Origin of the sequence: Phenylobacterium sp. NIBR 498073 (assembly GCF_027286305.1) — a bacterium.
Classification (GTDB): Bacteria; Pseudomonadota; Alphaproteobacteria; order Caulobacterales; family Caulobacteraceae; genus Phenylobacterium.
This window is the reverse complement of sequence record NZ_CP114599.1, coordinates 1,366,249-1,389,606: the sequence shown is the minus strand read 5'-3', so window position 1 is coordinate 1,389,606 and position 23,358 is coordinate 1,366,249. Positions and strand designations below refer to the sequence as shown.

At 69.7% G+C, this 23,358-nt stretch carries 18 protein-coding genes; 3 read left to right on the top strand and 15 right to left on the bottom strand.

The genetic code is table 11. The annotated features are described in order from the left end of the window. Nucleotides 1-76: 76 nt before the first annotated feature. Nucleotides 77-1,306, bottom strand: a complete 1,230-nt coding sequence (locus O4N75_RS07080) for an acyl-CoA dehydrogenase family protein (RefSeq protein WP_269628649.1) — start codon at nucleotides 1,304-1,306, stop codon at nucleotides 77-79. Nucleotides 1,307-1,320: 14 nt separating this feature from the next. Next, nucleotides 1,321-2,442, bottom strand: a complete 1,122-nt coding sequence (locus tag O4N75_RS07075; protein WP_269628648.1) for an acyl-CoA dehydrogenase family protein — start codon at nucleotides 2,440-2,442, stop codon at nucleotides 1,321-1,323. A gap of 144 nt (nucleotides 2,443-2,586) precedes the next feature. On the opposite strand from O4N75_RS07075, the gene O4N75_RS07070 reads away from it, so the two are divergent. After that, nucleotides 2,587-3,156, top strand: coding sequence for a hypothetical protein (locus O4N75_RS07070; protein WP_269628647.1), 570 nt, complete (start codon nucleotides 2,587-2,589; stop codon nucleotides 3,154-3,156). 221 nt (nucleotides 3,157-3,377) lie between these two features. On the opposite strand, the gene O4N75_RS07065 is transcribed toward O4N75_RS07070, so the two are convergent. Continuing rightward, entirely contained in the window at nucleotides 3,378-4,025 is a 648-nt protein-coding gene (locus O4N75_RS07065; RefSeq protein WP_269628646.1) for an OmpW family outer membrane protein, read from the bottom strand. A gap of 124 nt (nucleotides 4,026-4,149) precedes the next feature. On the opposite strand from O4N75_RS07065, the gene pepN reads away from it, so the two are divergent. Continuing rightward, nucleotides 4,150-6,768 (top strand): aminopeptidase N, encoded by a 2,619-nt coding sequence (gene pepN, locus O4N75_RS07060; RefSeq protein ID WP_269628645.1) that lies wholly within the window; start codon nucleotides 4,150-4,152, stop codon nucleotides 6,766-6,768. A 135-nt stretch (nucleotides 6,769-6,903) separates the two neighbouring features. Continuing rightward, complete coding sequence (locus O4N75_RS07055; protein ID WP_269628644.1) at nucleotides 6,904-9,435, top strand: ATP-binding protein; 2,532 nt, start codon at nucleotides 6,904-6,906, stop codon at nucleotides 9,433-9,435. 16 nt (nucleotides 9,436-9,451) lie between these two features. On the opposite strand, the gene O4N75_RS07050 is transcribed toward O4N75_RS07055, so the two are convergent. From O4N75_RS07050 to O4N75_RS06995, 12 genes are all read right to left on the bottom strand, one after another. Beyond that, on the bottom strand, nucleotides 9,452-9,934 hold the full coding sequence (locus O4N75_RS07050) for a periplasmic heavy metal sensor (protein ID WP_269628643.1): 483 nt from the start codon (nucleotides 9,932-9,934) through the stop codon (nucleotides 9,452-9,454). Further along, the gene (locus O4N75_RS07045; protein ID WP_269628642.1) at nucleotides 9,935-10,354 is read right to left on the bottom strand and encodes a hypothetical protein; all 420 of its coding nucleotides are present in this window, start codon (nucleotides 10,352-10,354) and stop codon (nucleotides 9,935-9,937) included. 4 nt (nucleotides 10,355-10,358) lie between these two features. Then, nucleotides 10,359-10,901: an RNA polymerase sigma factor gene (locus tag O4N75_RS07040; protein WP_269628641.1), complete on the bottom strand. Its 543-nt coding sequence runs from the start codon at nucleotides 10,899-10,901 to the stop codon at nucleotides 10,359-10,361. Nucleotides 10,902-11,030: 129 nt separating this feature from the next. Continuing rightward, nucleotides 11,031-13,922, bottom strand: a complete 2,892-nt coding sequence (locus tag O4N75_RS07035; RefSeq protein ID WP_269628640.1) for a bifunctional [glutamine synthetase] adenylyltransferase/[glutamine synthetase]-adenylyl-L-tyrosine phosphorylase — start codon at nucleotides 13,920-13,922, stop codon at nucleotides 11,031-11,033. A 54-nt stretch (nucleotides 13,923-13,976) separates the two neighbouring features. Continuing rightward, nucleotides 13,977-15,389, bottom strand: a complete 1,413-nt coding sequence (locus O4N75_RS07030) for a HAMP domain-containing sensor histidine kinase (protein ID WP_269628639.1) — start codon at nucleotides 15,387-15,389, stop codon at nucleotides 13,977-13,979. Nucleotides 15,390-15,404: 15 nt separating this feature from the next. Then, nucleotides 15,405-16,076 carry a response regulator transcription factor gene (locus O4N75_RS07025; RefSeq protein ID WP_269628638.1) on the bottom strand — a complete coding sequence of 224 codons (672 nt, stop codon included), beginning with the start codon at nucleotides 16,074-16,076 and terminating at the stop codon, nucleotides 15,405-15,407. A 29-nt stretch (nucleotides 16,077-16,105) separates the two neighbouring features. After that, nucleotides 16,106-17,707, bottom strand: a complete 1,602-nt coding sequence (locus O4N75_RS07020; protein WP_269628637.1) for a Do family serine endopeptidase — start codon at nucleotides 17,705-17,707, stop codon at nucleotides 16,106-16,108. A gap of 159 nt (nucleotides 17,708-17,866) precedes the next feature. Then, complete coding sequence (locus tag O4N75_RS07015) at nucleotides 17,867-18,304, bottom strand: cytochrome c-type biogenesis protein (RefSeq protein ID WP_269628636.1); 438 nt, start codon at nucleotides 18,302-18,304, stop codon at nucleotides 17,867-17,869. Further along, nucleotides 18,301-20,277: a heme lyase CcmF/NrfE family subunit gene (locus tag O4N75_RS07010; RefSeq protein WP_269628635.1), complete on the bottom strand. Its 1,977-nt coding sequence runs from the start codon at nucleotides 20,275-20,277 to the stop codon at nucleotides 18,301-18,303. Before O4N75_RS07010 ends, O4N75_RS07015 begins: the two co-directional genes overlap by 4 nt. After that, entirely contained in the window at nucleotides 20,274-20,771 is a 498-nt protein-coding gene (gene ccmE / locus O4N75_RS07005) for a cytochrome c maturation protein CcmE (RefSeq protein ID WP_269628634.1), read from the bottom strand. Before ccmE ends, O4N75_RS07010 begins: the two co-directional genes overlap by 4 nt. Then, complete coding sequence (gene ccmI / locus O4N75_RS07000; RefSeq protein ID WP_269628633.1) at nucleotides 20,768-21,844, bottom strand: c-type cytochrome biogenesis protein CcmI; 1,077 nt, start codon at nucleotides 21,842-21,844, stop codon at nucleotides 20,768-20,770. The genes ccmE and ccmI overlap by 4 nt, the downstream gene beginning before the upstream one ends. 60 nt (nucleotides 21,845-21,904) lie before the next feature. Continuing rightward, nucleotides 21,905-23,299 (bottom strand): hypothetical protein, encoded by a 1,395-nt coding sequence (locus tag O4N75_RS06995; protein ID WP_269628632.1) that lies wholly within the window; start codon nucleotides 23,297-23,299, stop codon nucleotides 21,905-21,907. Between the last annotated feature and the right edge of the window lie 59 nt (nucleotides 23,300-23,358).

The following is a 23,358-nucleotide window of genomic DNA, read 5'->3' as shown; positions in this document are numbered from 1 at the left end:
GTCTGAAAAAGAAAGGCTCCCCTCGCGGGGAGCCTTCAAGGCCGGAACGCCTCCCAACTCGTCGGCGTCCAGATTTTCAGCGGCCGGTCGGCATGTCCTTGAACGCCACGTCCTTGTCGACGCGGATGTCGCCCGGCAGGCCGAGCACGCGCTCGGCGATGATGTTGCGCAGGATTTCGTCGGTGCCGCCGGCGATCCGCAAGCCCGGCGCGAACATCAGCGACCAGTGGAACGCCGCGCTGAGCGGCGCCAAGTCCTCGTCGCTGATGATCCCGTACTGGTCGAGCATTTCCACCGCGGTATTGGCCAGCTCCTGCATCTGCACGGCCGAGATGATCTTGCCGATCGAGCTCTCAGGACCCGGCGTCTGGCCGCGAGACAGTGCGGTCATGGTGCGGTTGCGGGTGTGCTTCAGGCCCTCGGCCTGGACGTACCAGTCGGCCAGCTTCTCGCGCAGCGCCTGGTCCTGCAGCGCCGAGGCGCCGTCGAGGCCGGGGGTCTTGCGCGCCGCCTCCATGAACTGGCTCCAGCCGGCGCCGGTGGCGCCGCCGACGGCCAGGCGCTCGTTCATCAGCGTGACCAGACTGACCTTCCAGCCGTCGCCCTCCGCGCCCAGCCGCTGGCTGTCCTTGACCCGCACATTGGTGAAGAACACCTCGTTGAAGCCCGAACCGCCCGACATCTGGTGGATCGGCTTGACCTCGACCCCCGGGTCCTTGAGGTCGAGCCAGAACATGGTCAGGCCCTTGTGCTTCGGCACGTCCGGATTCGTCCGAACGATGACAATGCCGTAGTCCGAAAACTGGGCGCCCGTCGTCCACACCTTCTGGCCGTTGATCACCCAGTCGCCCGAGCCGTCGTCGACGCGCTCGGCCTTGGTGCGCGACGCCGCGACATCGGACCCGCCGGACGGTTCGGAGAACAGCTGGCTCCAGATCTCCTCACCGCGAATGGCCGGCCCGACGAAGCGCTTCTTGGTCTCCTCGTCGGCGAATGTCATCACCGTCGGCAGGCACATGCCCAGACCGATTTGGAAGGGATTCCCTGGGATAGGGTGCTTGGCTTCTTCCTGGTTGAAGATCACCTGCTGCACCGGCGTACCGCCCTGCCCGCCCCATTCCTTGGGCCAGGTGATGCATGCGTAGCCGGCCGCGGCCTTTTTGGCCTGCCAGGCCTTGGAGGCTGCCATGCCGTCGCCAGCTTCAGGATCAGCCGAACCTTCCTGCTTTTTCGGGGCGTTGGCGTCGAGCCAGTCCCGGACCTGCTTGCGGTAAGCGGCTTCTTCGGGAGTGTCGTTGAAATCCATGATCCTGCTCTCCCTTAGGCGGCTTCGACGTTGCGGCGTTCGAGGTGGCTGACAAGACGCTCCTTCCAGACGCGCGGCGCGCCGGCCACGAGCGAGAGCTGCCGCGAGCGCCGGTAGTGCAGATGGCAGTCCATTTCCCAGGTGAACCCGATGCCGCCATGGGTCTGGATGTTCTCCTTCGAGCCGAACCAGTACGCCTCGCTGGCCGCGATCCGCGCGGCGCTGGCGGCGACCGGAAGTTCGGGCGCGTTGGTGTTCAACGCCCAGGCTCCATAGTAGGCGTTCGAGCGCGAGAGCTCGTTCTTGACGTACATGTCGGCCAGCTTGTGCTTGATCGCCTGGTAGGAGGCGATGACCCGGCCGAAGGCGTAGCGCTCCAGGGCGTATTCCTTGGCCATCTCCAGGCAGCGGTCCGCGCCGCCAGTCTGTTCGAAGGCCAGCAGCACCGCGGCGCGGTCGAAGACCTGCTCCAGCAGTTCGAGGCCGTCGCCGGCGCCGCCCAGGCGGCGGGCCGCCGCGCCGTTGAACGTGAGCCTGGCCGCGTCGCGGGTCGGGTCGAGCGTCTTGACCGCCTCGCGGGTCACCCCAGCGGCCTTGAGGTCGACCAGGAACAGGCCAGGCTTGCCGTTCTCCTTGGCCAGCACAAGCGCGACGTCGGCGATGTCGCCGTCGGTCACCGGAACCTTCACGCCGCTCAGCTTGCCGTCGACGACGCTGGCCTGGAGGTTCGAGGCGGTGACGACGCCGGGGCCTTCCGAGGTGGCGACCGCGCCGATCAGTTCGCCGGCGGCGATCTTCGGCAGCAGGTCGGCCTTCTGCTGGTCGTCGCCCGCCAGCATGACCGCCTCGGCCAGGAAGTAGACCGTCGAGGCGAACGGGATCGGCGCCACCGCGCGGCCTAGCTCTTCGGCGATCACGCAGAGTTCGAGATGGCCCAGCCCGAGGCCGCCGTGCGCCTCCGGGATGGCGGCGCCGAGCCAGCCCTGGGCGGCGACGGCCTTCCAGAGATCGGCGTCATAGGCCTTGCCGTCGTCGTCGAGCACCTTGCGCACCCGCGAGGTCGGGCAGTTGGCGTCGAGGAACTTGCGCGCCTCGTTCTTCAGGAACTTCTGGTCGTCGGAGAAATCGAAATTCATTTCCGCCCATTCCGCCGTCTGTGCGGCCGGTTGATGCTTGCTTGGCGGCCACCATACGCACCCGACGCGCCTTGAAAAGATTGACCTCGCGTCAAGAAATTCAGGGTTTTATGGCCCGCTGAACAAAAGCTCCGGAAGGCGCGCATGGCCAAGGCGATCTACCAGCGAAACCAGAAGGTCTGGGTCGAGAGCGTCGGCGTCTGGGCGATGATCGAGAAGATCGTGCCGGTCTGGGCCAAGGGCTTCGACGAACCCGTGCGGGTCACCTACGACGTCGGCCTGGGCCGCGAGTTCCAGGCCCACGAACTGCGGCCGGAGCAGGAAAGCGGAGCCGAGGCGCTGGGCGGCGGCGCGCCGCCCTGGCGGCTCATGCGCGCGCGCAACAAGTGGCAGACCGAGGAAGACGCCAGCCATCACCCGTATCCGGGAACCTATCCGGTGGTGGTGACCGATGCGGCCGATTGGGGCGGCTGGCGGGTGCCGGGCGCTGAGTACGACCGCGATCCGCACAAGATCGAATTCCAGGCCCGGCTGATCGCGCGAGCGCCGCACCTCCTGGCGCTGGCTCGCGAAGTGGTGCGGCTGGTCGACGAGAGCGCCGGCGATGCGCCGCCCGAGCTGCAACGCATCGCCGAGGAGATCGCCAAGCTGGACCGGCACTTCCGTGAAGCGCCGACGGCGAGCCCTGCTCCCGTCAGAGCGGCCGTGGCCTGAGCGCAAATCCTCGGGGACAGGCAGCGCGCCAGGACGACGGACCCTGATGGTCGGTAGGCGCCGCGTCTCGGCCCCTTCCGCAAACCAGCAACCGGCCTAGCCTCAGCAGGTCCACGCGTTGCTTGTTCGCCATCAGTATCACCGCCAGCCCGTGCGCCCCTCAATAGTGCAAATGCCCTATGACCCGCTGAAAGGCGGCCGCGGCGCGCGCCGTCAGGTGGCTAGAACTTGTAGCCAAACCCTGCCGAGACAACCCACGGGTCAAGCTTCACCTTGCTCTTGAGCGCCCCGCCGTTGATCGAGGCGTCGGTCTCGAAGAACACCTTCTTGACGTCGAGGTTGGCGCTCCATGGCCCTTGCAGGGCCACATCCACGCCAGCCTGCAGGGCGTAACCGAAGCCGTCGTCGATATCGACCTTGAAGCCGTTCTCATCCTCGCCGCCGTAGAAGATCATGTAGTTGATCCCCGCGCCGACATAAGGGCTGACCTTGGCCTGCGGCGCGAAGTGATACTGCAGCGACACCACCGGAGGCAGCACCCAGGTCTCATGCACCTTGACGTCCGTGCCCGGGCCGACCGCCTTGACCTCGTGCTGGGTCGTCCCGGCGATGGCTTCGATGGCCAGGTTGTCGGTGAGGAAATAGGTCAGCCCCAGCGTCGGCATCACGTCGTCGCCGACCTTGGCCTTCAGGCCGCTGTCGACGCCGCCGGCGGTCAGGATCGGATCCTCCGCATCGGTCAGCACGCCGCTGACCCGAGCGTTCAGCATCAGCAGCCCCTTCTCCTTGGGCCGGAAGTCCTGGGCGGCGGCAGGCGCGGCGATGGCGAGGGCGGCGCCCAGGGCCAGGGCGAAACGAACGGTCGTCATAAATATCCCCATATTTCTTGTGGCTATTGCCAATTGAGACATCCCGCCGATCCGGCGGCTGCGCCTTGACCGACCTCAAATCGGCGCACTGGCGAACGGCGCGGGGCGTGGCTAAATGCGGCCCATGCGCACAGAAACGCCCCAGGCGATCCGGCTCGCCGACTACACCCCGCCCGCCTTCCTCATCGACGAGGTCCGCCTCGACTTCGACCTCGCGCCGAACACCACGCGGGTGAAGGCCCGCCTGAGCATCCGGCGCAACGGCGAGCATGCAGGTCCGCTGGTGTTGAACGGCGAGCGGCTGAAGCCGATTTCGGTGACGCTGGACGGCCGGGTGCTGGCCGAGGGCGAGCGCGCCATCGACGCCGAGTTCCTGACCGTACCGAACGTGCCCAACGCCTTCGTGCTGGAGACCGAAGTCGAGATCGACCCGGAGAACAACAAGGCCCTCGAGGGTCTCTACATGTCCGGCGGCCGCTTCTGCACCCAGTGCGAGGCCGAGGGCTTCCGGAAGATCACCTGGTATCCGGACCGGCCCGACGTGCTGTCGCGCTTCACTGTGCGCATCGAGGCCGACAAGGCGTTCCGCCACCTGCTGTCGAACGGCAACCTGCTGGAGGCCGGCGACCTGCCGGGCGGCCGCCACTTCGCGGTCTGGAACGACCCCTTCCCCAAGCCCGCCTATCTGTTCGCCCTGGTCGGCGGCGAACTCGACGTGCTGGAAGACAAGCTGGTCACCATGACCGGCCGCACCGTCGATCTGCGCATCTTCGTGGACACCGGCATGGCGCCGCGCGCCGCCTACGCCATGGACGCGCTCAAGCGCTCGATGAAGTGGGACGAAGAAGCCTTCGGCCGCGAATACGACCTCGATCTGTTCATGATCGTCGCCGTGCGCGACTTCAACTTCGGGGCCATGGAGAACAAGGGGTTGAACATCTTCAACTCCTCGCTGCTGCTGGCCGATCCGGCGACCGCCACCGACCTCGACTATGAGCGTATCGAGAGCGTGGTCGCCCACGAGTACTTCCACAATTGGACCGGCGACCGGATCACCTGCCGCGACTGGTTCCAGCTGTGCCTGAAGGAAGGCCTGACCGTCTTCCGCGACCAGAGCTTCTCGGCCGACATGCGCGGCCACGCCGTCCAACGGATCAAGGACGTCAAGGCGTTGCGCGCGCGCCAGTTCCCCGAGGACCAGGGCCCCCTGGCCCACCCGGTGCGCCCGTCGAGCTACATGAAGATCGACAACTTCTACACCGCGACGATCTACGAGAAAGGCGCCGAGGTCATCCGGATGCTCAAGACCCTGATCGGGGCCGAGGCGTTCCGGCAGGGCATGGACCTCTACTTCGAGCGCTGGGACGGTCACGCCACCACGGTCGAGGAGTTCATCCGCTGCTTCGCCGAGACCAGCGGCCAGGACCTGACCGACTTCTTCGCCTGGTACGAACAGGCCGGCACGCCGAAGGTGTCGCTGGCGCACCGCTACGACGCGGAGGCCCGGACGCTGACGCTGGAGCTTTCGCAGACCACACCGCCCACGCCCGGACAGTCGGACAAGCGACCCTTGCCGGTGCCGGTGATCGTCGGCCTGCTCGACACCGAGGGCCGCACCCTGGCCTTTGAACGCGACGGACAGGCGGTGGACGAGACGCTGGTCGTCCTCGACGGGGCCGCCAAGACCGTCATCCTGACCGGCGTCGACGCGGCGCCGGTGGTCTCGGCCCTGCGCGGGTTCTCCTCGCCCGTGACCCTGCGGACCGACGCCCGGCCGTCTGACCGCTATGTCCAGCTGGCCGGCGATCCGGACCTGTTCAATCGCTGGGAGTCCGGCCAGGAACTGGCCCGCGCCCTCATCATCGCCCGCGCCTTGGGGACCCCCGACGAAGTCGGTGAGGAGCGCTTCGCCGAGGCCCTCGGCCGCGCCCTCGCCGACCAGGCCTCGGATCCGGCGTTCAAGGCCCTGCTGCTGTCGCTGCCGAGCGAGTCCGACCTGGCCCTGGCGATTCAGCCAGCCGACCCGGCGGCCATCCACGCGGCGCGCGAGGCCCTGCGCACCCGGCTGGCCCTGCACCTGACCGACGACCTGAAGCGGCTGCATATCGGCCTGCAGGAACTGGGAGAGTTCTCGCCGGACGCGGTAAGCGCCGGGCGGCGGGCGTTGCGCAACGCCGCGCTGGATCTGATGGCCGCCAATCCTCGCGCCGAGATCGGCGAGCTGGCCGACGGCCACTATCGCGCGGCGGCCAATATGACCGACGCGATCGGCGGCCTCTCGGCCCTGATGCTGGTGGGCGGCGAGCTCTACGAGAGCGCCCTCGCCGACTTCTTCGACCGCTGGAAATCCGAGCCGCTGGTGATCGACAAGTGGTTCGCCCTGCAGGCCCGCGACCCGGACGAGTCGGCCCTCGGCCGCGTCATAGGCCTGACCGCGCACCCGGCCTTCGACCAGAAGAACCCGAACCGCCTGCGAGCGCTGGTCTCGACCTTCGCCAACTTCAACCCGGCCCGGTTCCATGACCCGAGCGGCGCCGGCTATCGGTTCCTGGCCGACCAGATCCTCGCCGTCGACGGCTTCAATCCGATGACCGCCGCACGCCTGGTCGAGCCGCTGGGCGGGTGGCGGCGCTACAAGCCCGAACTCGGCGCGCTGATGAAGGCGCAACTGGCGCGCATCGCCGCCACCGAGGGGTTGTCGAAGAACGTCTACGAGCTGGCGAGCAAGGCCCTGGCCGACTAGCGACGGGTTCGGGCCACCCGGCTCGGATCGGCGCGCGAAAGCCGGACGGTCAAGCTAGACGGCTCGTGACGCGACCTGCCCGCTTGCGTAGACTCATCGTTAAGGTGAATCGGCGCGCAGGGGAGCAGCTGGGCTTTGGCGAATCGCGGGGGCAAGGACACGGCCGGGGCTCGGCCCGGCCACCTGCGCGCCCCTGCGCCCGGATCGAGGCTGCTCGCCCACCAGGGTTTCGTGCGCATCGTCATCCTGTCGACCCTGCTGCTGCTGGCCGTCTACACGGCGGTGGCGGTGGTGCGGATCAGCCGCGAGCCCCAAGCCCAGACGCTGGAGAACGCCGCGCTGCCCGGCCGCGCCGAGGCGCTGGCGGGACGCGTCGAGACGGAAGGCGCGGCCCTGCGTGGCGGGCTGCTGGCCGCCCGCGAGACCTTGCAACGCAAGGCGGACCCGCCCCTGGACGCCGCCGAAACCGGCCTGGCGGCCGCGGCCGGTGCCGCTTCCGCCGTCGCGATCCTCGACGACCAGGGGGTGATCGCCCTGGCCGGCAAGGCGCCGGGCGTCGATTGGCGCACGTTGTCGAGCGAGATCGAGCGCGGCGGCGATGCGATCTGGTACGGCGGTTCAGCCCAGAGCTCGCCGGCCCTGGCAGCCGCGATCGAAGCCATGACGCCGAAAGGCCGGCGCAGAATCGTCGCGATCGGCGACCCGACGCGGTTGGGCGCCGCCCTGGCGCCCGATCAGGCGCTGGCCGCCGCCGACGGGCGCATCATCGCCGCTTTGGGCGCGGGCGGATTGTCGCAGGCGCCGGATGTCCGGCGAGGCTTTGGCGTCTCGACCGCCGACCTCGGCCGGGCCGGCGGCCCGCTGAAGGGCGTCAAACCCGACGGTGCGCCGGTCAACATCGTCGCCCGGCCGGCGATGGGCGGGGCGCTGCTGACCATCGCCGCCACACCGTCGAGCGCGCAGGAAGGTACGTCGGCGAGCCGCGAGATCGCCTGGCTGACCGCACCACTGGTGGTGGCCTTCGCGCTCGGCCTGCTGCTGCTCAACCAGAGCCGCCGCATCGAAAGCGCGCAACAGGCCTTCATCGATTCCGAACAGCGTTTCCGCCTAGCGGTGGAGGCAGCCCGCTGCGGGATCTGGGAATGGGACCTGACCACCGACCAGATGTTCATGTCCGACGTGACCGGCGCGATCCTCGGCTGGGGCGGCGGCGGGGTGGTGTCGGGCCAGGAGGTGCTGGACCGCGTGTCGCCCGACCATCGCGAGCGGGTGCGTCAGGCGCTTTCCACCGCCGCCATGTACGGCGGGTTCGACGTGTCGTTCCGCGTGCCCTCCTTGCAGGGCGGCCGGCCGATCTGGATCGACGCGCGAGGCCAGGCCTTCGGCCGGCCGGGTCATGACGGCTATTCACGGATCATCGGCGTAGCCCTTGACGTCACCGAGGAGCGGATGGCCCAGGCCCGCGCCCAGGCCGCCGAGGGACGTTTGCGCGACGCCATCGAGAGCGTCTCCGAGGCGTTCGTGCTCTGGGACCGCAACGGACGGCTGCTGCTCTGCAACCAGAATTTCCGGAGCGTCTTCTCCCTGGAGCCGCGCCTGCTGAAGCCGGGCGCCCTGCGCGATGACGTCAGCCGCTTCGCCCAGCTGGCGATCCAGCAGGAGGGGCCGAGCCCCGACGGCCGCAAGGGTGTGCGTGAAGCTCAGCTGGCCGACGGCCGCTGGATCCAGATTTCGGAACGCCGGACGGCCGAAGGCGGCCTGGTGATGACCGCGGCCGACATCACCGCGATCAAGACCCAGGAGGCGGCGCGCCGCCAGAACGAGGAGCAGCTGCAGCGCGCGGTCGAGAACCTGGAGCGCAGCCAGGAGCAGCTCTCGGAGCTCGCGCGGAAGTACGAGATGGAGAAGGTTCGCGCCGAGGGGGCGAACAAGGCCAAGAGCGAGTTCCTGGCTAATATGAGCCACGAGCTGCGCACGCCGCTGAACGCCATCAACGGCTTCTCCGAGATCATGGTCGGCGAGATGTTCGGCGCTCTCGGCGACCCCCGCTACAAGGGCTACGCACAGGACATCCTGTCATCGGGCCAGCACCTCCTGGCGCTGATCAACGACATCCTGGACATGTCGAAGATCGAGGCCGGCAAGATGAGCCTGAAGCTCGAGCCGCTGGCGCTCGAGGAGGTGGCTGAGGACGCTGCCCGGCTGGTGCGCAACCGCGCCGAGGCCGCCGGCCTGACGCTGACTATCGATTTCCCTCACCTGCCCGAGGTCGAGGCCGACTATCGCGCGGTCAAGCAGGTGCTGCTGAACCTCTTGTCCAACGCCATCAAGTTCACGCCCCGCGGCGGCCGCGTCACCGTGCGCGCCGAAGGCCGGCGAGACCCGACCGGCGAGAGCATCCGCGTCAGCGTTCAGGACACCGGCATCGGCATCGCACAGGACGATCTGGCGCGCCTGGCCCGCCCCTTCGAGCAGGTCGAAAGCCAACACTCCAAGACCACCCAGGGCACGGGCCTCGGCCTGGCGCTGACCAAGTCGCTGGTCGAGATGCACGGCGGCATGCTCGACATGCAGAGCGCCCCGGGCGAGGGCACGTTGGTGTCGTTCACCATTCCGCTGCATCAGAGCGGGGCGGCCCGGCCCGTCGGCGGCTTCGCGGCCGCCTAGCGCAAATTCCAATCGACTAGCGCTGCGGCGCCTCCATCGGCGGCCGCGGTCCGCGGGGCCGCTCCGTCAGGCCCCGCGCCAGGACCTTGCGATCCTCGGGCGAGAGCCCGGCTGCGAAATCGATCATGTCGTCTTCGATCTGGCCGCGGGCGTCGGCTTCCTGGGCGCGGATGGCCGCCAGCCTGCGTTTGGCGGCGGCCGGATCGAAAGGCTCCCGTCCGATCGAGCGCCAGGCTTCCATGCGGGCCGCGCGGGCCGCGCGCATCGCCTCGCGCACTTCCGGACTCTGGTCGCGCAGGGCGCTGCGATAGGCCTGCGCGCGGTCCGGCGGCAGGGCGTCCCCGGCGCGCCACAGCGGCGGGTTCTGACGTTGGGCCATATGTGGACGCTCGGCCCGCACCTTCTGGCCGACGACCAGGCCGCCGGCCACAGCACCGACCAGGAAGAGATTCACCGCCAGCGAGGCGAAAAGCGCGATCATCAGGGTCTTGCGGCTCATCTATGCGCCCTCCAGCGTCACCAGGCCCGACAGGTCGTCATAGTTGCTGAGCGTGGCGCTGACCGTGTCGTCCGAGGCCGTCGCCTGAGTGAGGTCGGACAGCATCACGCCGACGACAAGGCCGGCGGCGCAGGCCGCGGCCAGACCGGCCCCAACGCCGGCCCGCAGGAACCAGGCGTTCAACCCCCAGCGACGCAGGGGCGCCGAGGCGACCACCGCCTCACGCAAGGTCGCGGTTACCGCCAACGGCGCCCATAGGTCGAGGGCGGCGTCCAGCTCGCCGGCATCGCCAAGCACGATCCGCGCAAACTCCGGCTCGGCGGCCATCAGCAGTGCGGCGGCGTCACGCTCGGCGGCCGGCCAGCGGGCGATGTCGCCGCCATAGGCGTGCGCCAGTATCTCGAAACGTTCGTGGGTCATCCGATCAACCTCCCACCATATCCGCCAACGCTGCGCGCAAAGCGCGTCTCCCCCGCCCCAAAAGACTTTCCAGGGCCTCGACGCTGACGCCCATCAGAGCCGCCGCCTCGATGTTCGAGAGCTCCTGGTAGTGACACAGCGCGATAGCCTCCCGCTGCCGCTCGGGCAGGCGCTGCATGGCCGCCGCAACCCGATCGCCGACATCCTTGGCCTCCAGGCCACGGTCCGGCGCCGGCCCCTCGTCGGCCTGCTCCGGCGGGCTGTCGGTGACCACTTCGCGCCGACGGCGGAGCCGGTCGTAGCAGAGATTCAAAGTCACCCGGTGCAGCCAGGTGTCGAACCGCGCGCCGCCCGGCCGCCAAGTGGGCGCCTGCTTCCATGCCCGCACGAAGGTCTCCTGGGCCACATCCTCGGCCTCGGCGGGATCGCCCAGCATGCGGCCCGCCAGGGCGAGCAACCGCGGCAGCTTGCGGGCGACGAGCGCGCGCACCGCCGCCGGGTCGCCCTCGCCCACGCGCGTCAGCAGCTCCTCGTCCGGATCGCTCAAACGTCACCTCGCCTGCGAGGGATGGGAGCCTGCAATGTCGTTCAATCGCCGTCACGGCCTCTGTTCTGGCGCAGGGCGCCTCTTACGCCCTGCCGCCTGTTCAACGCGACGGCCGGCCCGATCCGTCGCTCACGCCCCGACAATCGTCTCGTAGGCGCTCCGCGCGCCTTTCCGCGAGCTCTCCAGCTTGTTGCGGAGCGCGCGGAAGTCGCGCACGTCCCCGGCTCGGGCCAGCAGCGTGCGAAACGCCTTCGGCTCGTCCGTCGGATCGGCGTTGTCGCCCAGCGCGACCTTCAGCAGCTGCGTCAGGTTCTGCTGCAGGGCCCAGGCCTTGCGCAAGGCGGCGAGCGCGTCGGCTGGAGCGAGCCCGTCGAAGGCGGCCAGCGCCTCGGCGGTGTTCTGGCGCAGCGGGCCGCCATCGGCGGCGTGGGCCAGTTGCAGGTACTGGGCCGCAAACTCGATATCGACCAGGCCGCCCGGCGAAAGCTTCAGATCCCATTCGCCCTTCGGCGGCCGCTCACGCTCCAGCAGCGCGCGCATGTCGCGGACGTCGGCCGCGGTCCGGGCCCGGTCGCGCGGGCGGCGCAGGGCGGATTCGACCGCGCCCGCAGCCGCCTCGGCGAACTGCGACGAGCTGGCCCAGACCACGCGGGCGCGTGTCAGAGCCAGCAGCTCCCAGGTCTCGGCCTCCCGTTCGTAGTAGTCCTCGAAAGCCGTGAAGCTGACCGCCACCGGCCCCTTGGTCCCGGAAGGGCGCAGCTGCATGTCGACTTCGTAAAGCTCGCCCTCCCCGGTCGGGGTCGAGAGCGCAGCGATCAGGCGCTGGGTGAAGCGGCCATAGAAGACGTCGGCGCTCCACTCCTTAATCGACGAGATCGCGCCCGGCTCGGCCGCCCGATAGAGGGTCATCAGGTCGAGGTCCGAACCGGCGCTCATCTCGCGCGACCCGCATTTGCCGAGAGCGATGACCGCGACCTCGCCCGGGAAGCTCCCCCCAAGCCGCTCGGCCTCGGCCAGCGCCGCGGGAGCCAGGGCCTCCATGCAGATGTCGGCGAGGTCGGCGAACGCACGGCCTGCGAGCTCGGCGCTGGCGGCCCCGCTCATCACCTGCACCCCGACGCGGAACGCCTGTTCGCGATGGATGCGGCGCACCGCGTCCATAACCTCCTCAAACCCATCGGCGCGGCCGACCGCGTGGGCCATAACGCTGCGGTCCTCCTCGCTGTCGATGCTCGCAAAGAAGGCCCCGTCGAGCAGGGCGTCGAGCGCCGCCGGGCGACGCGCCAAGGTGCTGGCCAGCCGCGGCGCGAAGGCCATGACCTGGACCATCAGCTCGAACAGTTTCGGCTGGGCCAGGAACAACGACTGCAGCTGCACTCCGGACGACAGCTTGGAGAAGAACGCCTCGAAGCGGGTGAAGGCCGCATCCGGCGCGCCGCTGGCCTGGGCCGCATCGAGCAGCCTGGGCGCCAGCCGGGTGAAGAGCTCGCGCCCGCGCGCCGTGCGGGTCGCCTGGATATGGCCGTGGTGCCAGCTGCGGATGGTCTGCGAGATCGTGGCCGGATGCGAGAACCCCATCCGCGACAGCGTCGCCAGGGTCTCCGGGTCGTCCTCGACCCCCGTGAAGATCAGGCTGCCGAACCGGGAGGAAAGTTGCTCCTCGTCGGGGAAAAGCTCGCCATACCGCCCATTGACGGTTTTCAGGGTACGCTCGATGGCGGCGTCGAAGCTGCGCACGCGATCAAAGCCCGAGAGCGCGGCCACCCGCTTGCGCTCGCCGTCGGATTCGGAGAGCCGGTGGGTCTGCTCGTCGGCCAGCATCTGGACCCGGTGCTCGGCGCTGCGCAGCTGGCGATAGGCCTCGGTCAGTTCGTCGGCGGCCTGGACCGAGACGTGGCCGGCCGCCTCCAGGGCGCGCAGCGCATCGAGCGTGCGCGGTGAGCGCAGCTCGGGGTGGCGACCACCGAGGATCAGCTGCTGGGTCTGGACATAGAACTCGATCTCGCGGATGCCGCCGCGGCCGAGTTTGAGGTCGACGCCCTTGGCGGTCAGGCGCTCGTCGACCTTGTGGACGTGAATCTGCCGCTTGATCGAATGGATATCGGCGATGGCCGCGAAATCGAGGTTCTTGCGCCAGATGAAGGGCGCCAGCTCGTCGAGGAACGCCTGGCCGCGGCCGATGTCGCCTGCCGCCGCCCGCGCCTTGATGAAGGCCGCCCGTTCCCAGTTCTGGCCGACGCTCTCGTAATAATCGAACGCCGCCGGGGCCGGCACGGCGGGCGGCGTCGACGACGGATCGGGCCGCAGGCGCAGATCGACGCGGAACACGTACCCGTCGCCGGTCTTGTCCTGCATCATGTCGGCCAGCCGATGGGTCAGGCGGACCGCGAAGGCCTGGGTCTCGATCCCGTCGGCCAGCGGCAGCACCTCAGGCTCGTAGAAAACCGAGATGTCGATGTCGCTGGAGTAGTTGAGTTCATAGGCGCCGTGTTTGCCCATGGCGATGCAGAACCAGCCCGGGACCGGGCCCTCCTCGCCCTCGCCCATGCGGGCCAGGCGGCCGGCCTCTAGCTCCCCCCGCGCCGCCACGGTCAGCGCCGAGGCCAGCGCCGCATCGGCGAAACGGGTCAGCGAGCCCGTCACCTCATCGAGGTTCCAGACCCCGCCGAGGTCGGCCAGGGCGATGAGCAGGTGCGCTTCGGCCTTCAGCTTGCGTAACCCGGCCTTGGCGGCGTCCCAATCGGCCTGGGCCAGCGCCGCCGTCCGCTCCAGAAGGTCGTCGAACCGCGCCGCCGGCTCGCTGTCGAGCAGATCGCGCAACCGGCCAGGATCGCGGCGCACCAGGCCGGTCAGGTAGGGCGAAGCGCCGAACACCGGCGCTAAGGCCGGCCAGGCGCGTTCCAGCTGGGTGGTCCAGCTGTCGCGGGCCGCGGCCTCCTCCAGCACATTGCGGGCGCGCTCGGCTGCCTTCTCGTCGGCGATCGGACCGCAGGGGCGGATAGCGTCAATCAATCGAGTCATCGGGGAACGACATTAGCCGGGCGACGCCGCCGCGCCACCCACGGCGCTCGCCGATCAGGCCGCCCGCGGCAGGATCAGCGCCACCCGTAGGCCCGGCCCCATCTCGCCGACCTTGCCAGGCCCTTCCGACAGCTCAAGCCGGCCGCCATGCGCCTCGGCGACGGCGGCGACCAGCGAGAGCCCGAGCCCGGAGCCCGGCTCGCTGCGGCTGTTCTCCAGGCGCACGAAGCGCTCGACCACGCGGGCGCGATCCTCGTCGGGCACCCCTGGTCCGGTGTCGGTCACCGAAAACTCGATCTCGCCGGACGAGCGGCGACGCACCCGCAGCATGATCGCCCCGCCGGCCGGCGTGTACTTCACCGCGTTGTCCAGCAGGTTGGCCAGCGCCTGAGCCAGGAACTCGCGATTGCCGCGGACCTGCAGGTTCCTGGCCAACTCGGCCCCGAACTCCAGGCCCTTGTCCTCGCAGGTCGGCTCGTAGAGTTCGGCCAGGTCGGCAGCCAGCTCGGCCGGATCGAACAGGTGCTGGTCGGGCGCCTGGCCGGCGGCCTGCAGCCGGGCGATGGCCAGCACAGCGCCGAAAGTTTTCAGGACCCCGTCGGTGTCGTCGAGCGCCTGGGCCAGCGCCTCTTCGGCGTCGCCCTTGCCGGCCTCGACATCGAGATAGGCGGTCTCCAGTCGCGCCCGCAACCGGGTGAGCGGCGAGCGCAGGTCATGGGCGATGGCGTCGCCGGCGTGACGGTGGCCGGCCATCGAACGCTGCAGGCGGTCGAGCATCTCATTGATGCCTTCGGACAGCTCGTCGAACTCGTCGCGGGCGCCGCGCACCGCGGCGCGGGCGTCGAAGTCGCCGTTGCGGACCGCCGCCACCACGTCGTTCAAGGCGCCCATACTGCGCGAGACGTTGCGGCTGACCAGCAGGCCGCCGGCCAGGCCAAGCACGATCACCAGCGCCCCGGCCCCCCAGAGCGCGCGGGTGATCTTCACGACGTAGGCCTGGTCTTCGCTGATGTCGGCGCCGACGAACAGGATCTCGCCGCCGCTCAGCCGCTCCTGGATTCCCCGGGCCGGGTGCTTCACCAGCCGGCCCTGCGCGTCCTCGTCGGTGACCGAGAAGCTGGCGCGGGTGGAGACGCCGACCGCCGCGCCGGCGTCCTCGATCGGCGACTCTGCGATCGAGCCGGAGATCCGCGCGCCGTCTGGCTTCATCAGAAGATAGAGGAAAGGCCGCTCGCTGGCCGCCCGCTCGATTAGCGACTGGTTCACTGCATCGACGCCGGCCCGGTCGTAGGCTGCCACCAGCGAGCGCATCTCGCGCGTGATGTTCTGGTCGGTGCGCCGCGTCGCCTCGCCCGCGGTCGCCAGATAAATGTAGGCCAGGAACGCGCTGGCCGCCGCTGCGAACAGCGCCAGGAACAGCAGCGTCAGCCGGAACGGCGTGGTCCGAAAGAGCCTCGGCAGGCGCATGGCGCGCGCCCGGCCTTAGGGGTCGAGGCGGTAGCCCGCCCCGCGGACGGTCTGCAGCATCGCTCGGTCGAAGCCCTTGTCGATCTTCGAGCGCAGTCGCGAGACGTGCACGTCGATGACATTGGTCTGCGGGTCGAAGTGATACTCCCAGACCTTCTCGAGCAGCATGGTGCGCGTCACCGACTGGCCGGCGTGGCGCATCAGGAACTCCAGCAGCTGGAACTCGCGCGGCTGCAGGTCAATCTCCTTGCCCTGGCGATGCACCGTGCGGGCGATCAGATCCATCTCCAGCTCGCCGACCCGCAGCAGGGTCTGGACCGACCCGGTCTCGCGCCGCCGCGACAGCGCCTCGACCCGAGCGATCAGCTCGACGAAGGCATAGGGCTTGACCAGATAGTCGTCGCCGCCGGCCTTGAGGCCCTCGACGCGGTCGTTGATCTCGCCCAGCGCCGACAGGAACAGCACCGGGGTCTGGTCGCCCTCACGCCGCAACGCCTGGACCATCGAGACGCCGTCCATCCGCGGCATCATGCGGTCGACGATCATGACGTCGAACTCGCCGGCCTGGGCGGCGGAGAGGCCCGCCTCCCCGTCGCTGGCCCGAACGCACTCATGGCCGGCCTCGGTGAGGCCGCGGTCCATGACCTCGGCCGCCTCGAGATCGTCTTCGACAATCAGAATCCGCATCGGTTCAGGCCCCCAGGATTGAACGCAGCCTAGCCGGAGATCTTCAGCGGCAGGAAGGACGTGCGACCGCCGCGATGCACCCCGACCAAGATGCTCTGACGACCGGCCTTCTTGGCGCTGGCGACCGCCGCCGAGAATTCCGCCGCCGTGGTCACCGGCTCGCCGTTCGCCTGAACGAGAATGTCGTCCTTGCGCAGGCCGCGCTGCGCGGCGTCCGACGACTGGTCGACACTGGCGATCAGCAGGCCCTTGAAGCCCGGATCGAGGTTGAGACGCCGACGCGAAGCCTCGTCGAGCGGCGCCAGGGCCAGACCGAGCACGACCGGACGCTGAGCCTGGGCGTCGGGCTTGTCGCCGCCGCCGCGGTTCGCGCCGCCCTGCTGGTTGTCGTTGGCGGCGAGCTCACGTTCGGTCGGTCGCACGCCCGAGCGGATCTCGACGGCCTTGCGCTTGCCAGCGCGCAGCACGTCCAGCCGCAGCACGTCGCCAGGCTTGGCCTTGGCCACCTCGCGGGTCAGCTCGGACGAGGTCTTGACGTTGACGCCGTTCACCGAGGTGACGATGTCGCCCGACTGCAGTCCGCCGCGCTCGGACGGTCCGCCCGGGGTCACGTTGGCGACGATCGCACCGCGCTGGGCGCCCAGGCCTTGGGCCTCGGCCATCTCGGCGGTGAAGTTCTGGATCGAAGCGCCGATGTAGCCGCGGGTGATCTTGCCGCCCGCGATCAACTGCTTGGTGATCGAATCGGCGACGTCCGCAGGGATCGCGAAGCCGATGCCGACCGAACCGCCCGACGGCGAGAAGATCGCGGTGTTGACGCCGATCACCCGGCCATAGACGTCGAACGTCGGGCCGCCCGAGTTGCCCCGGTTGATGGGCGCGTCGATCTGGATGTAGTCGACGAAGGTCTCGCCGATGTCGCGACCGTAGGCTGAGATGATGCCGGCCGTCGCCGTGCCGCCGAGGCCGAACGGGTTGCCGACCGTGATGACCCAGTCGCCGACGCGCGGCTTGCCGGCGTTTTCGAAGTTCACATACGGGAAGCCGTTGCCCTTGACCTTCAGGACGGCCAGGTCGGTGCCCTCGTCGCGACCGACGACGACGGCGTCGAGTTCGCGCTCGTCCTTGAGCACGACCTTGATCTCCTTGGCGTTCTCGACGACGTGGTTGTTGGTGACGATGTAGCCGTCGGACGAGATGAAGAAGCCCGAGCCGGACGACTGCTGGCTGGGCAGGCGCGGCTGGCCGCGTCCCTGGCCTTGGCCTTGCTGCCCCTGCTGGCCTTGCTGGCCCTCCTCGTCGTCACCGCCGCCCGGCCCCTGGCGCGGGACGATGTCGAAGGGGAAGTTCTCGAAGCCCGGCACGCGGCGCAGGGCGGACGGGTCGACGTCGGAGGTGACGTTGATCGAGACCACCGCCGGCGAGACCTTTTCAAAGATGTCGGCGAAGGACAGCGGCGCGCCCGGCGGCGGGGCGAAGATCGGCGCGGTTGACGTCCGCATCAGCAGGCCGCGGTCGACGCTGGACTCTGCTCGCGGCTGATCCGCGAGATTGGCGCCAGCGAGGGCGGCCGTCGCGACTCCAACGCCCGCCAGGGCGCCAAGGAGATAACCGGTCTTCTTCGAGGTCATAAGCCTTCAATTTCCCTGTGGGCGCCGGTGTCAGATAACACGAGCACGTCCCCGACAACCTATGTTCGATGCCAAAGAGCGCAATGTCTCTCAAGTTACGTTTAGGTCACGCTCGGCTCTTCATAGCGTTCAATGTTTGGCGCAATCTTGTCACGCTGCTCAATCGCGCGACAGGTCGTCCAGGCGCGCGGCTTCCTCAGGCGACAGCGCCTCGTCCGCCGGGCGATTGCGCAGGGTGCGCAGCAGCAGCCACAGGCCCAGCAGCAGCACCACCACTGGCGCGCCCCACAGCGCGGCGTTGCCCAGCGAGAAGGCCGGCTTGAGCAGCACGAACTCGCCATAGCGGTCGGTCAGGTGTTTGCGCACCTCGGCGTCGGTCTTGCCGGCCTTGACCTCCTCGCGCACCAGCCGGCGCAGGTCGGCGGCCAGTTCAGCGTTGGAATCGTCGATCGACTCGTTCTGGCAGACCAGGCAGCGGACCTCGCGGAAGAGTTCGCGCGCGCGCGCCTCCTGCGCCGGGTCGGGCAGCCGCTCGGCCGGGTCGGACGCCGCGGCGATGCAGAGCACCGCGCCCAGGATCGCCGCCAGCCGCTTCATGCGGCGACCGCCTGCTGCTTGCGGCCGGCCGCCAGGCGCAGCCGGCGATCGGACAACGAAACCACGCCGCCGAGCGCCATGATCGCCGGACCGATGAAGATCAGCAGCGCCCAGGGGTTCCAATAGCCGCGCACCAGCCAGACCGGTTCGCCAGCGGCGTCACGCCGCTCACCAAGCACGACATAGAGGTGATCCAGACCACGCGTACAGATCGCCACCTCGGTCGTGGTCTGGCCGCCGGCCGGATAGAAGCGGCGCTCGGGCTTGGGGGCGCAAATCTGCGTCTCGCCCTTGAAGGCCCGCAGCAGGCCCCGCTCGGCCTCGTAGTTCGGCCCTTCGACCCCACGGATGTCGTCGAGCACGAGGCTGTACTCGCCAAGGTTCAGCCGTCCGCCGATCGGCAGGGTCTCAGCGGCCTCGAGTTTCCATCCGGTCTCGAAGCAGGCGCCGAGCACGAACACCCCCAGGCCCAGGTGCGCCAGGGTCATGCCCCAGGCGCCGCGCGGCAGGCCGCCGAGCCGCCGCAAGGTCTCGGCCGCCGAAACGCGGAACATCCGGGTGCGCTCGGCCAGCTCGACCAGCGCCCCGATCACCAGCCAGGCGCCCATCGCCACGCCGGCGGCGGAAAACGCCTTGCGCGGGCTGATCAGGGCGTAGGCGGCCAGGCCGCAGGCGAGCGCGATCAGCGCGGCCAGCCAGAGGCGCTGGACGACGCCGTTCAGGTCGCCGCGCTTCCAGGCCAGCAGCGGCCCGGCGGGAAGGATGATGGCCAGGGCCGCCATCAGCGGGGTGAAGGTCAGGTTGAAGAACGGGGGACCGACTGAGATCGCCTCCCCGGTCGCCGCCTCGCGCATCAGCGGGTAGAGCGTGCCGAGCAGGACCGTGGCGGTCGCCGCCGCCAGCAGGATGTTGTTGAGCACCAGCGTGCTTTCGCGGCTGACGGGGGCGAAGACCCCGCCGCGGGCGAACAGCGGCGCGCGCCAGGCGAACAGGGCGAAGCCGGCGCCGGCGGTGACGCCCAGGATGGTCAGCAGCAGCACCCCGCGGGTCGGGTCGACCGCAAAGGCGTGTACCGAGGTCAGCACCCCCGAGCGCACCAGGAAGGCGCCCAGCATCGAGAAGGTGAAGGCCGCCAACGCCAGGAACACGGTCCAGCCGGCCAGCGCGCCGCGCTTTTCGGTGACGATCGCCGAGTGCAGCAGGGCCGCGGCGATGAGCCAGGGCATGAAGCTGGCGTTCTCGACCGGGTCCCAGAACCACCAGCCGCCCCAGCCGAGTTCGTAGTAGGCCCAGAATGCGCCGAGCGTGATGCCCACGGTTAGGGCGCTCCACGCCGCCAGGGTCCAGGGCCGCACCCAGCGCGCCCAGGCCGCGTCGACGCGGCCTTCGATCAGGGCCGCGACCGCGAACGAGAACACCACCGACATGCCGACATAGCCGACGTAGAGCGCCGGCGGGTGGAAGGCGAGCGCGGGGTCCTGCAGCAGCGGATTGAGTGAGCGCCCCTCGACCGGCGCGTTGAGCACGCGGTTGAATGGGTTAGAGGCGAAGACCGTATAGGCCAGGAAGACGACGCCCAGCAGGCCCTGCACCGCGATGGTCAGGGTCTTCAAGCCCGCCGGCAGGTCGCGGCCGTACAGCGCCACCGCCGCGCCGCAGCCGGTCAGCGCCAGACACCACAGCAGCATCGAGCCTTCGTGGCTGCCCCAGGTCCCGGCCACGCGGTAGAGCAGCGGTTTGGCGGTGTGGGAGTTGGCCGCGACGTTGGCGACCGAGAAGTCAGAGGTCACGAACGCGTACATCAGCGCTGCGAAGGCGACGAGCAGCGCCACGAAGGCGCCGATCGCCGCGCCCTGCGCCGCCCCGGCCATCACCGGCGAGCGCCGCCAACGGGCGAGCCCCCCAACCAGCGACTGAGCGACGGACAGCGCCAGGGCCAGCGCCAGCGAAAACGCCCCGATTTCGACGATCATCGCGCCGCCGGTTCCGCAGAATAGCTGGGCGCCGGCGCGCCTTCGCCGCGCCACTCGCCCTGCTCCTTGATGGCCTTGGCGACCTCGCGCGGCATGTACTTCTCGTCGTGCTTGGCCAGCACCTGCTTGGCCTTGAAGTCGCCATCGGCCTGGAACGCGCCGGTCGCGACAATGCCCTGACCTTCGCGGAACAGGTCCGGCAGGTCGCCGGAATAGCTGACCTTGGTCGAGGCCAGTTGGTCAGAGACCACGAACTCGACGCGTCCGTCCGGATGCTTGACGACGCTGCCCGGCTGCACCAGCCCGCCGAGCTGGATCGAGCGGCCGACCGGCGGCTTGGCCTCGGCCGCCTGCGCCGGGGTGTAGAAGAACGAGATCGAATCCGAGAGACCCCACAGGGTCAGCCCGACCGCAAGCGCCAGCACCGGCGCGATGGCGGCCACCAGATAGAGGCGCCTACGCGCCTTCGGGGATTTGGGCAGCCAGCCGCTCATCGCATCGGTTCCGTCTTCGCCGCCAGGTCCAGGGCCTTGAGAACATCGGCCTTGCCGGCGTAACGCGCCTTGGCTTCCGTCAAAGTCGCATCGCGCTTGGCCGTGTCGCCGAGCACCGCGTAGGAGCGGACCAAGCGCACCCAGCCCTCAGGATCGTCAGGCTCGTCCTCGAGCTTGGCCGCAAGGCTGGCGACCATGCCCTCCACGGCCGCCATCTGGGCGTTGTCGAACTTCGGCGCCGGCGCACCCGCAGCCTCGGCGATGACCTGCTGCACGGCCGCGCGGCGCGGATCGGTCGCCGGCAGCTCCGCCGCGAGCGCGCGCCAGGCGGCCAGGCCCTCGGCCCGCTGGCCGGCGGCGACTTGAGCCCGGGCCAGATGGAAACGGGCGCTGACCGACTTCGGATCGCGCTTCACCGCCTCCTGGAAGGCGCGCTGCGCCTGGGGCGTGACCTCGCCTTGAGCCTGGACGACCAGCACTTCGCCCAGCCCTTCCCAGAGATCGGCGCGGCCCGGGGCCAGCTCGATTGCGCGGCGCAGCGCGCGCGCGGCGGCGTCGGGATTGTCGGACGCCATTTCGGCCTGGGCCAGGAACCCATAGGCCTCGGGGTCGCCCCCGCGCTCGGCGATCAGCGACTTCAGCACCACCGCCATTTCAGGCGGCGTCAGCGCGGACGGGTCGGCGCCGCGCCAGGCCGCAACCCGCGCCTTGAACGGCTGGTCGGCCATGCCCGGCGAGCCGACCGCGAAGTAAAGACCCAGCGCCAGCAGCGGCGTCAGGGCCGCAAACGCCAGCACCGCCTTGCGTTGCGAAAGATCGACCGTCCAGGGCGATGCCTTGGCGTCGGAAGCGCCAAGCAGGCGGCGGGCGGCCTCCGCATGAGCGATAGCCCGTTCGGAAGCGGGAATGAGGCCGCGCTCGGCCAAATCGTCGATTTCGCGCAGCTGGCGGCGGTAAACCGCCGCGGTCGGATCATCGGCGCCGGCGAGCGCCGCCGCGCGGGCCGACTTCCAGAGAACGAGACCAGCGCAGAGCGCAGAAAGCACGCCCGCAACCACCCAGAACGCGATCATGGCGCGGCTTTAGCCGAAAGACGGCCCCAGTTCCACAGGTCCGATGGGCGCAGGCCGAGTTTACAGCGGCCGGGCCGGATCCTCCCAGGCCGGTCGCGGCGCCGTGACCGCGCCGAATGCGCTGGCGGCGCGACGCCGAACAATCTCGCGGGCGCGCGGTTCGTGGATCAGGCCGGCGAACTCGGCGGCGACCTGCAGTCGCAGGGCCGCGACCTCGCGGTCCGCCGCCTCCCCGTCCCGGACGCGGGCCAGCACGTCCTCGACATATTGATCGAGCGCCTCGCCGGCCGCCTCCATCACCTTGGCCCGCGTGGAAGCGAAGCCGCCGTAGTTGGCGCTGGCGCGGATTCCCTCGGCGAAGCTGAGCAGGCTGCGGCAACGCTCCACGTGGCCTTGATCCGGGGGCGAGGTCAGCTCCGGTTCTGCGACCAGGGCCCGCGCCACCCGTACCCTCTGGCTCGGCAAGGCCGCCGCCTGCAATCGCGGCAACTCGCGCAGGCGCTTCTCGACCACCCCAGCCAGGGATTGCTTCTGTTTCTGGATTCGTGCGCCCCAGCCGCCTTCCCGCGCCAGGTCGATGGCGTTTTCCAGCTCGGTGACCTGCAGGGTGAGGATCTCGACCGTGGCGGCCGCGACCTCGCCGGTCGGCGCGCCCCCGTTCAGGTCAAAGGCGGCCACGAGCTTCAAGTTGGCGTCGACCGAGTCCATCAGCCGGGTGGCGAACGCAGCCAGCTCCGATCCGGACAGGTAGCTTTCGGTCGGATGGTCCATGACCGCCGAGACGATCCGCAAGATGGTCCACGGCTCGGCGAGCTGGGCGCCTAGCATCTCAAAGAACCGCGGCCCGGCGTCGTCGCCGGCGCGGCAGGCATCGCGATAGGCCAGCCGGGCGGCCGCGGCCCGTTCCTGCGTGGTGCGGTTGATCCACTCGGGCAGCTTCTCAGTCGCCCTGCGCACCACCGGCGACATCGCCAGGCAGCTCCGCAGCGTCGCCGCGCCGCCCGCCTGGTCCGCCTCCACAATGTCCAGGGCCGCGATGATGTCGCGCTGGGTGCGCGCCTCGATCTCCTCCACCAGCCGCGCGGTCAGCCGGTCGAAGGCCTCGTTCGAGGTCACGCCGGGTTCGAAGTCGGCCATGACCAGGGCCGCGCTCGCGACATCCTCGCCGGCGACGTCGCGCAGGGCGCGCCAAAGCATCGGCAGGGCGCGCGGCGGAAACGCCAGGCGGTCGGGATCGCCGCGCCGATCGACGAACAGCGGCGCGATGGGCTGCAGCGCCTTGTTGCGCAGGGTCCGCTCGGCCACCTCGGCCTCGACCACCCGGCGCACCCCGGCCAGGGCCGTGTCGCCGTCCGCCGCCGCCAACGCGTTGCGCAGGCCGCTGACCACCTTGTCGGGCGCGCCGGCCACGAGGGTGCGCACAATGTCGATCTTGGCGTCGGGCAGGCCGGCCATTTTGCAAAGACGCTCCACTGCGGGCGCACGTCTCCCGCATGTCGTGAACATCGCGCCGC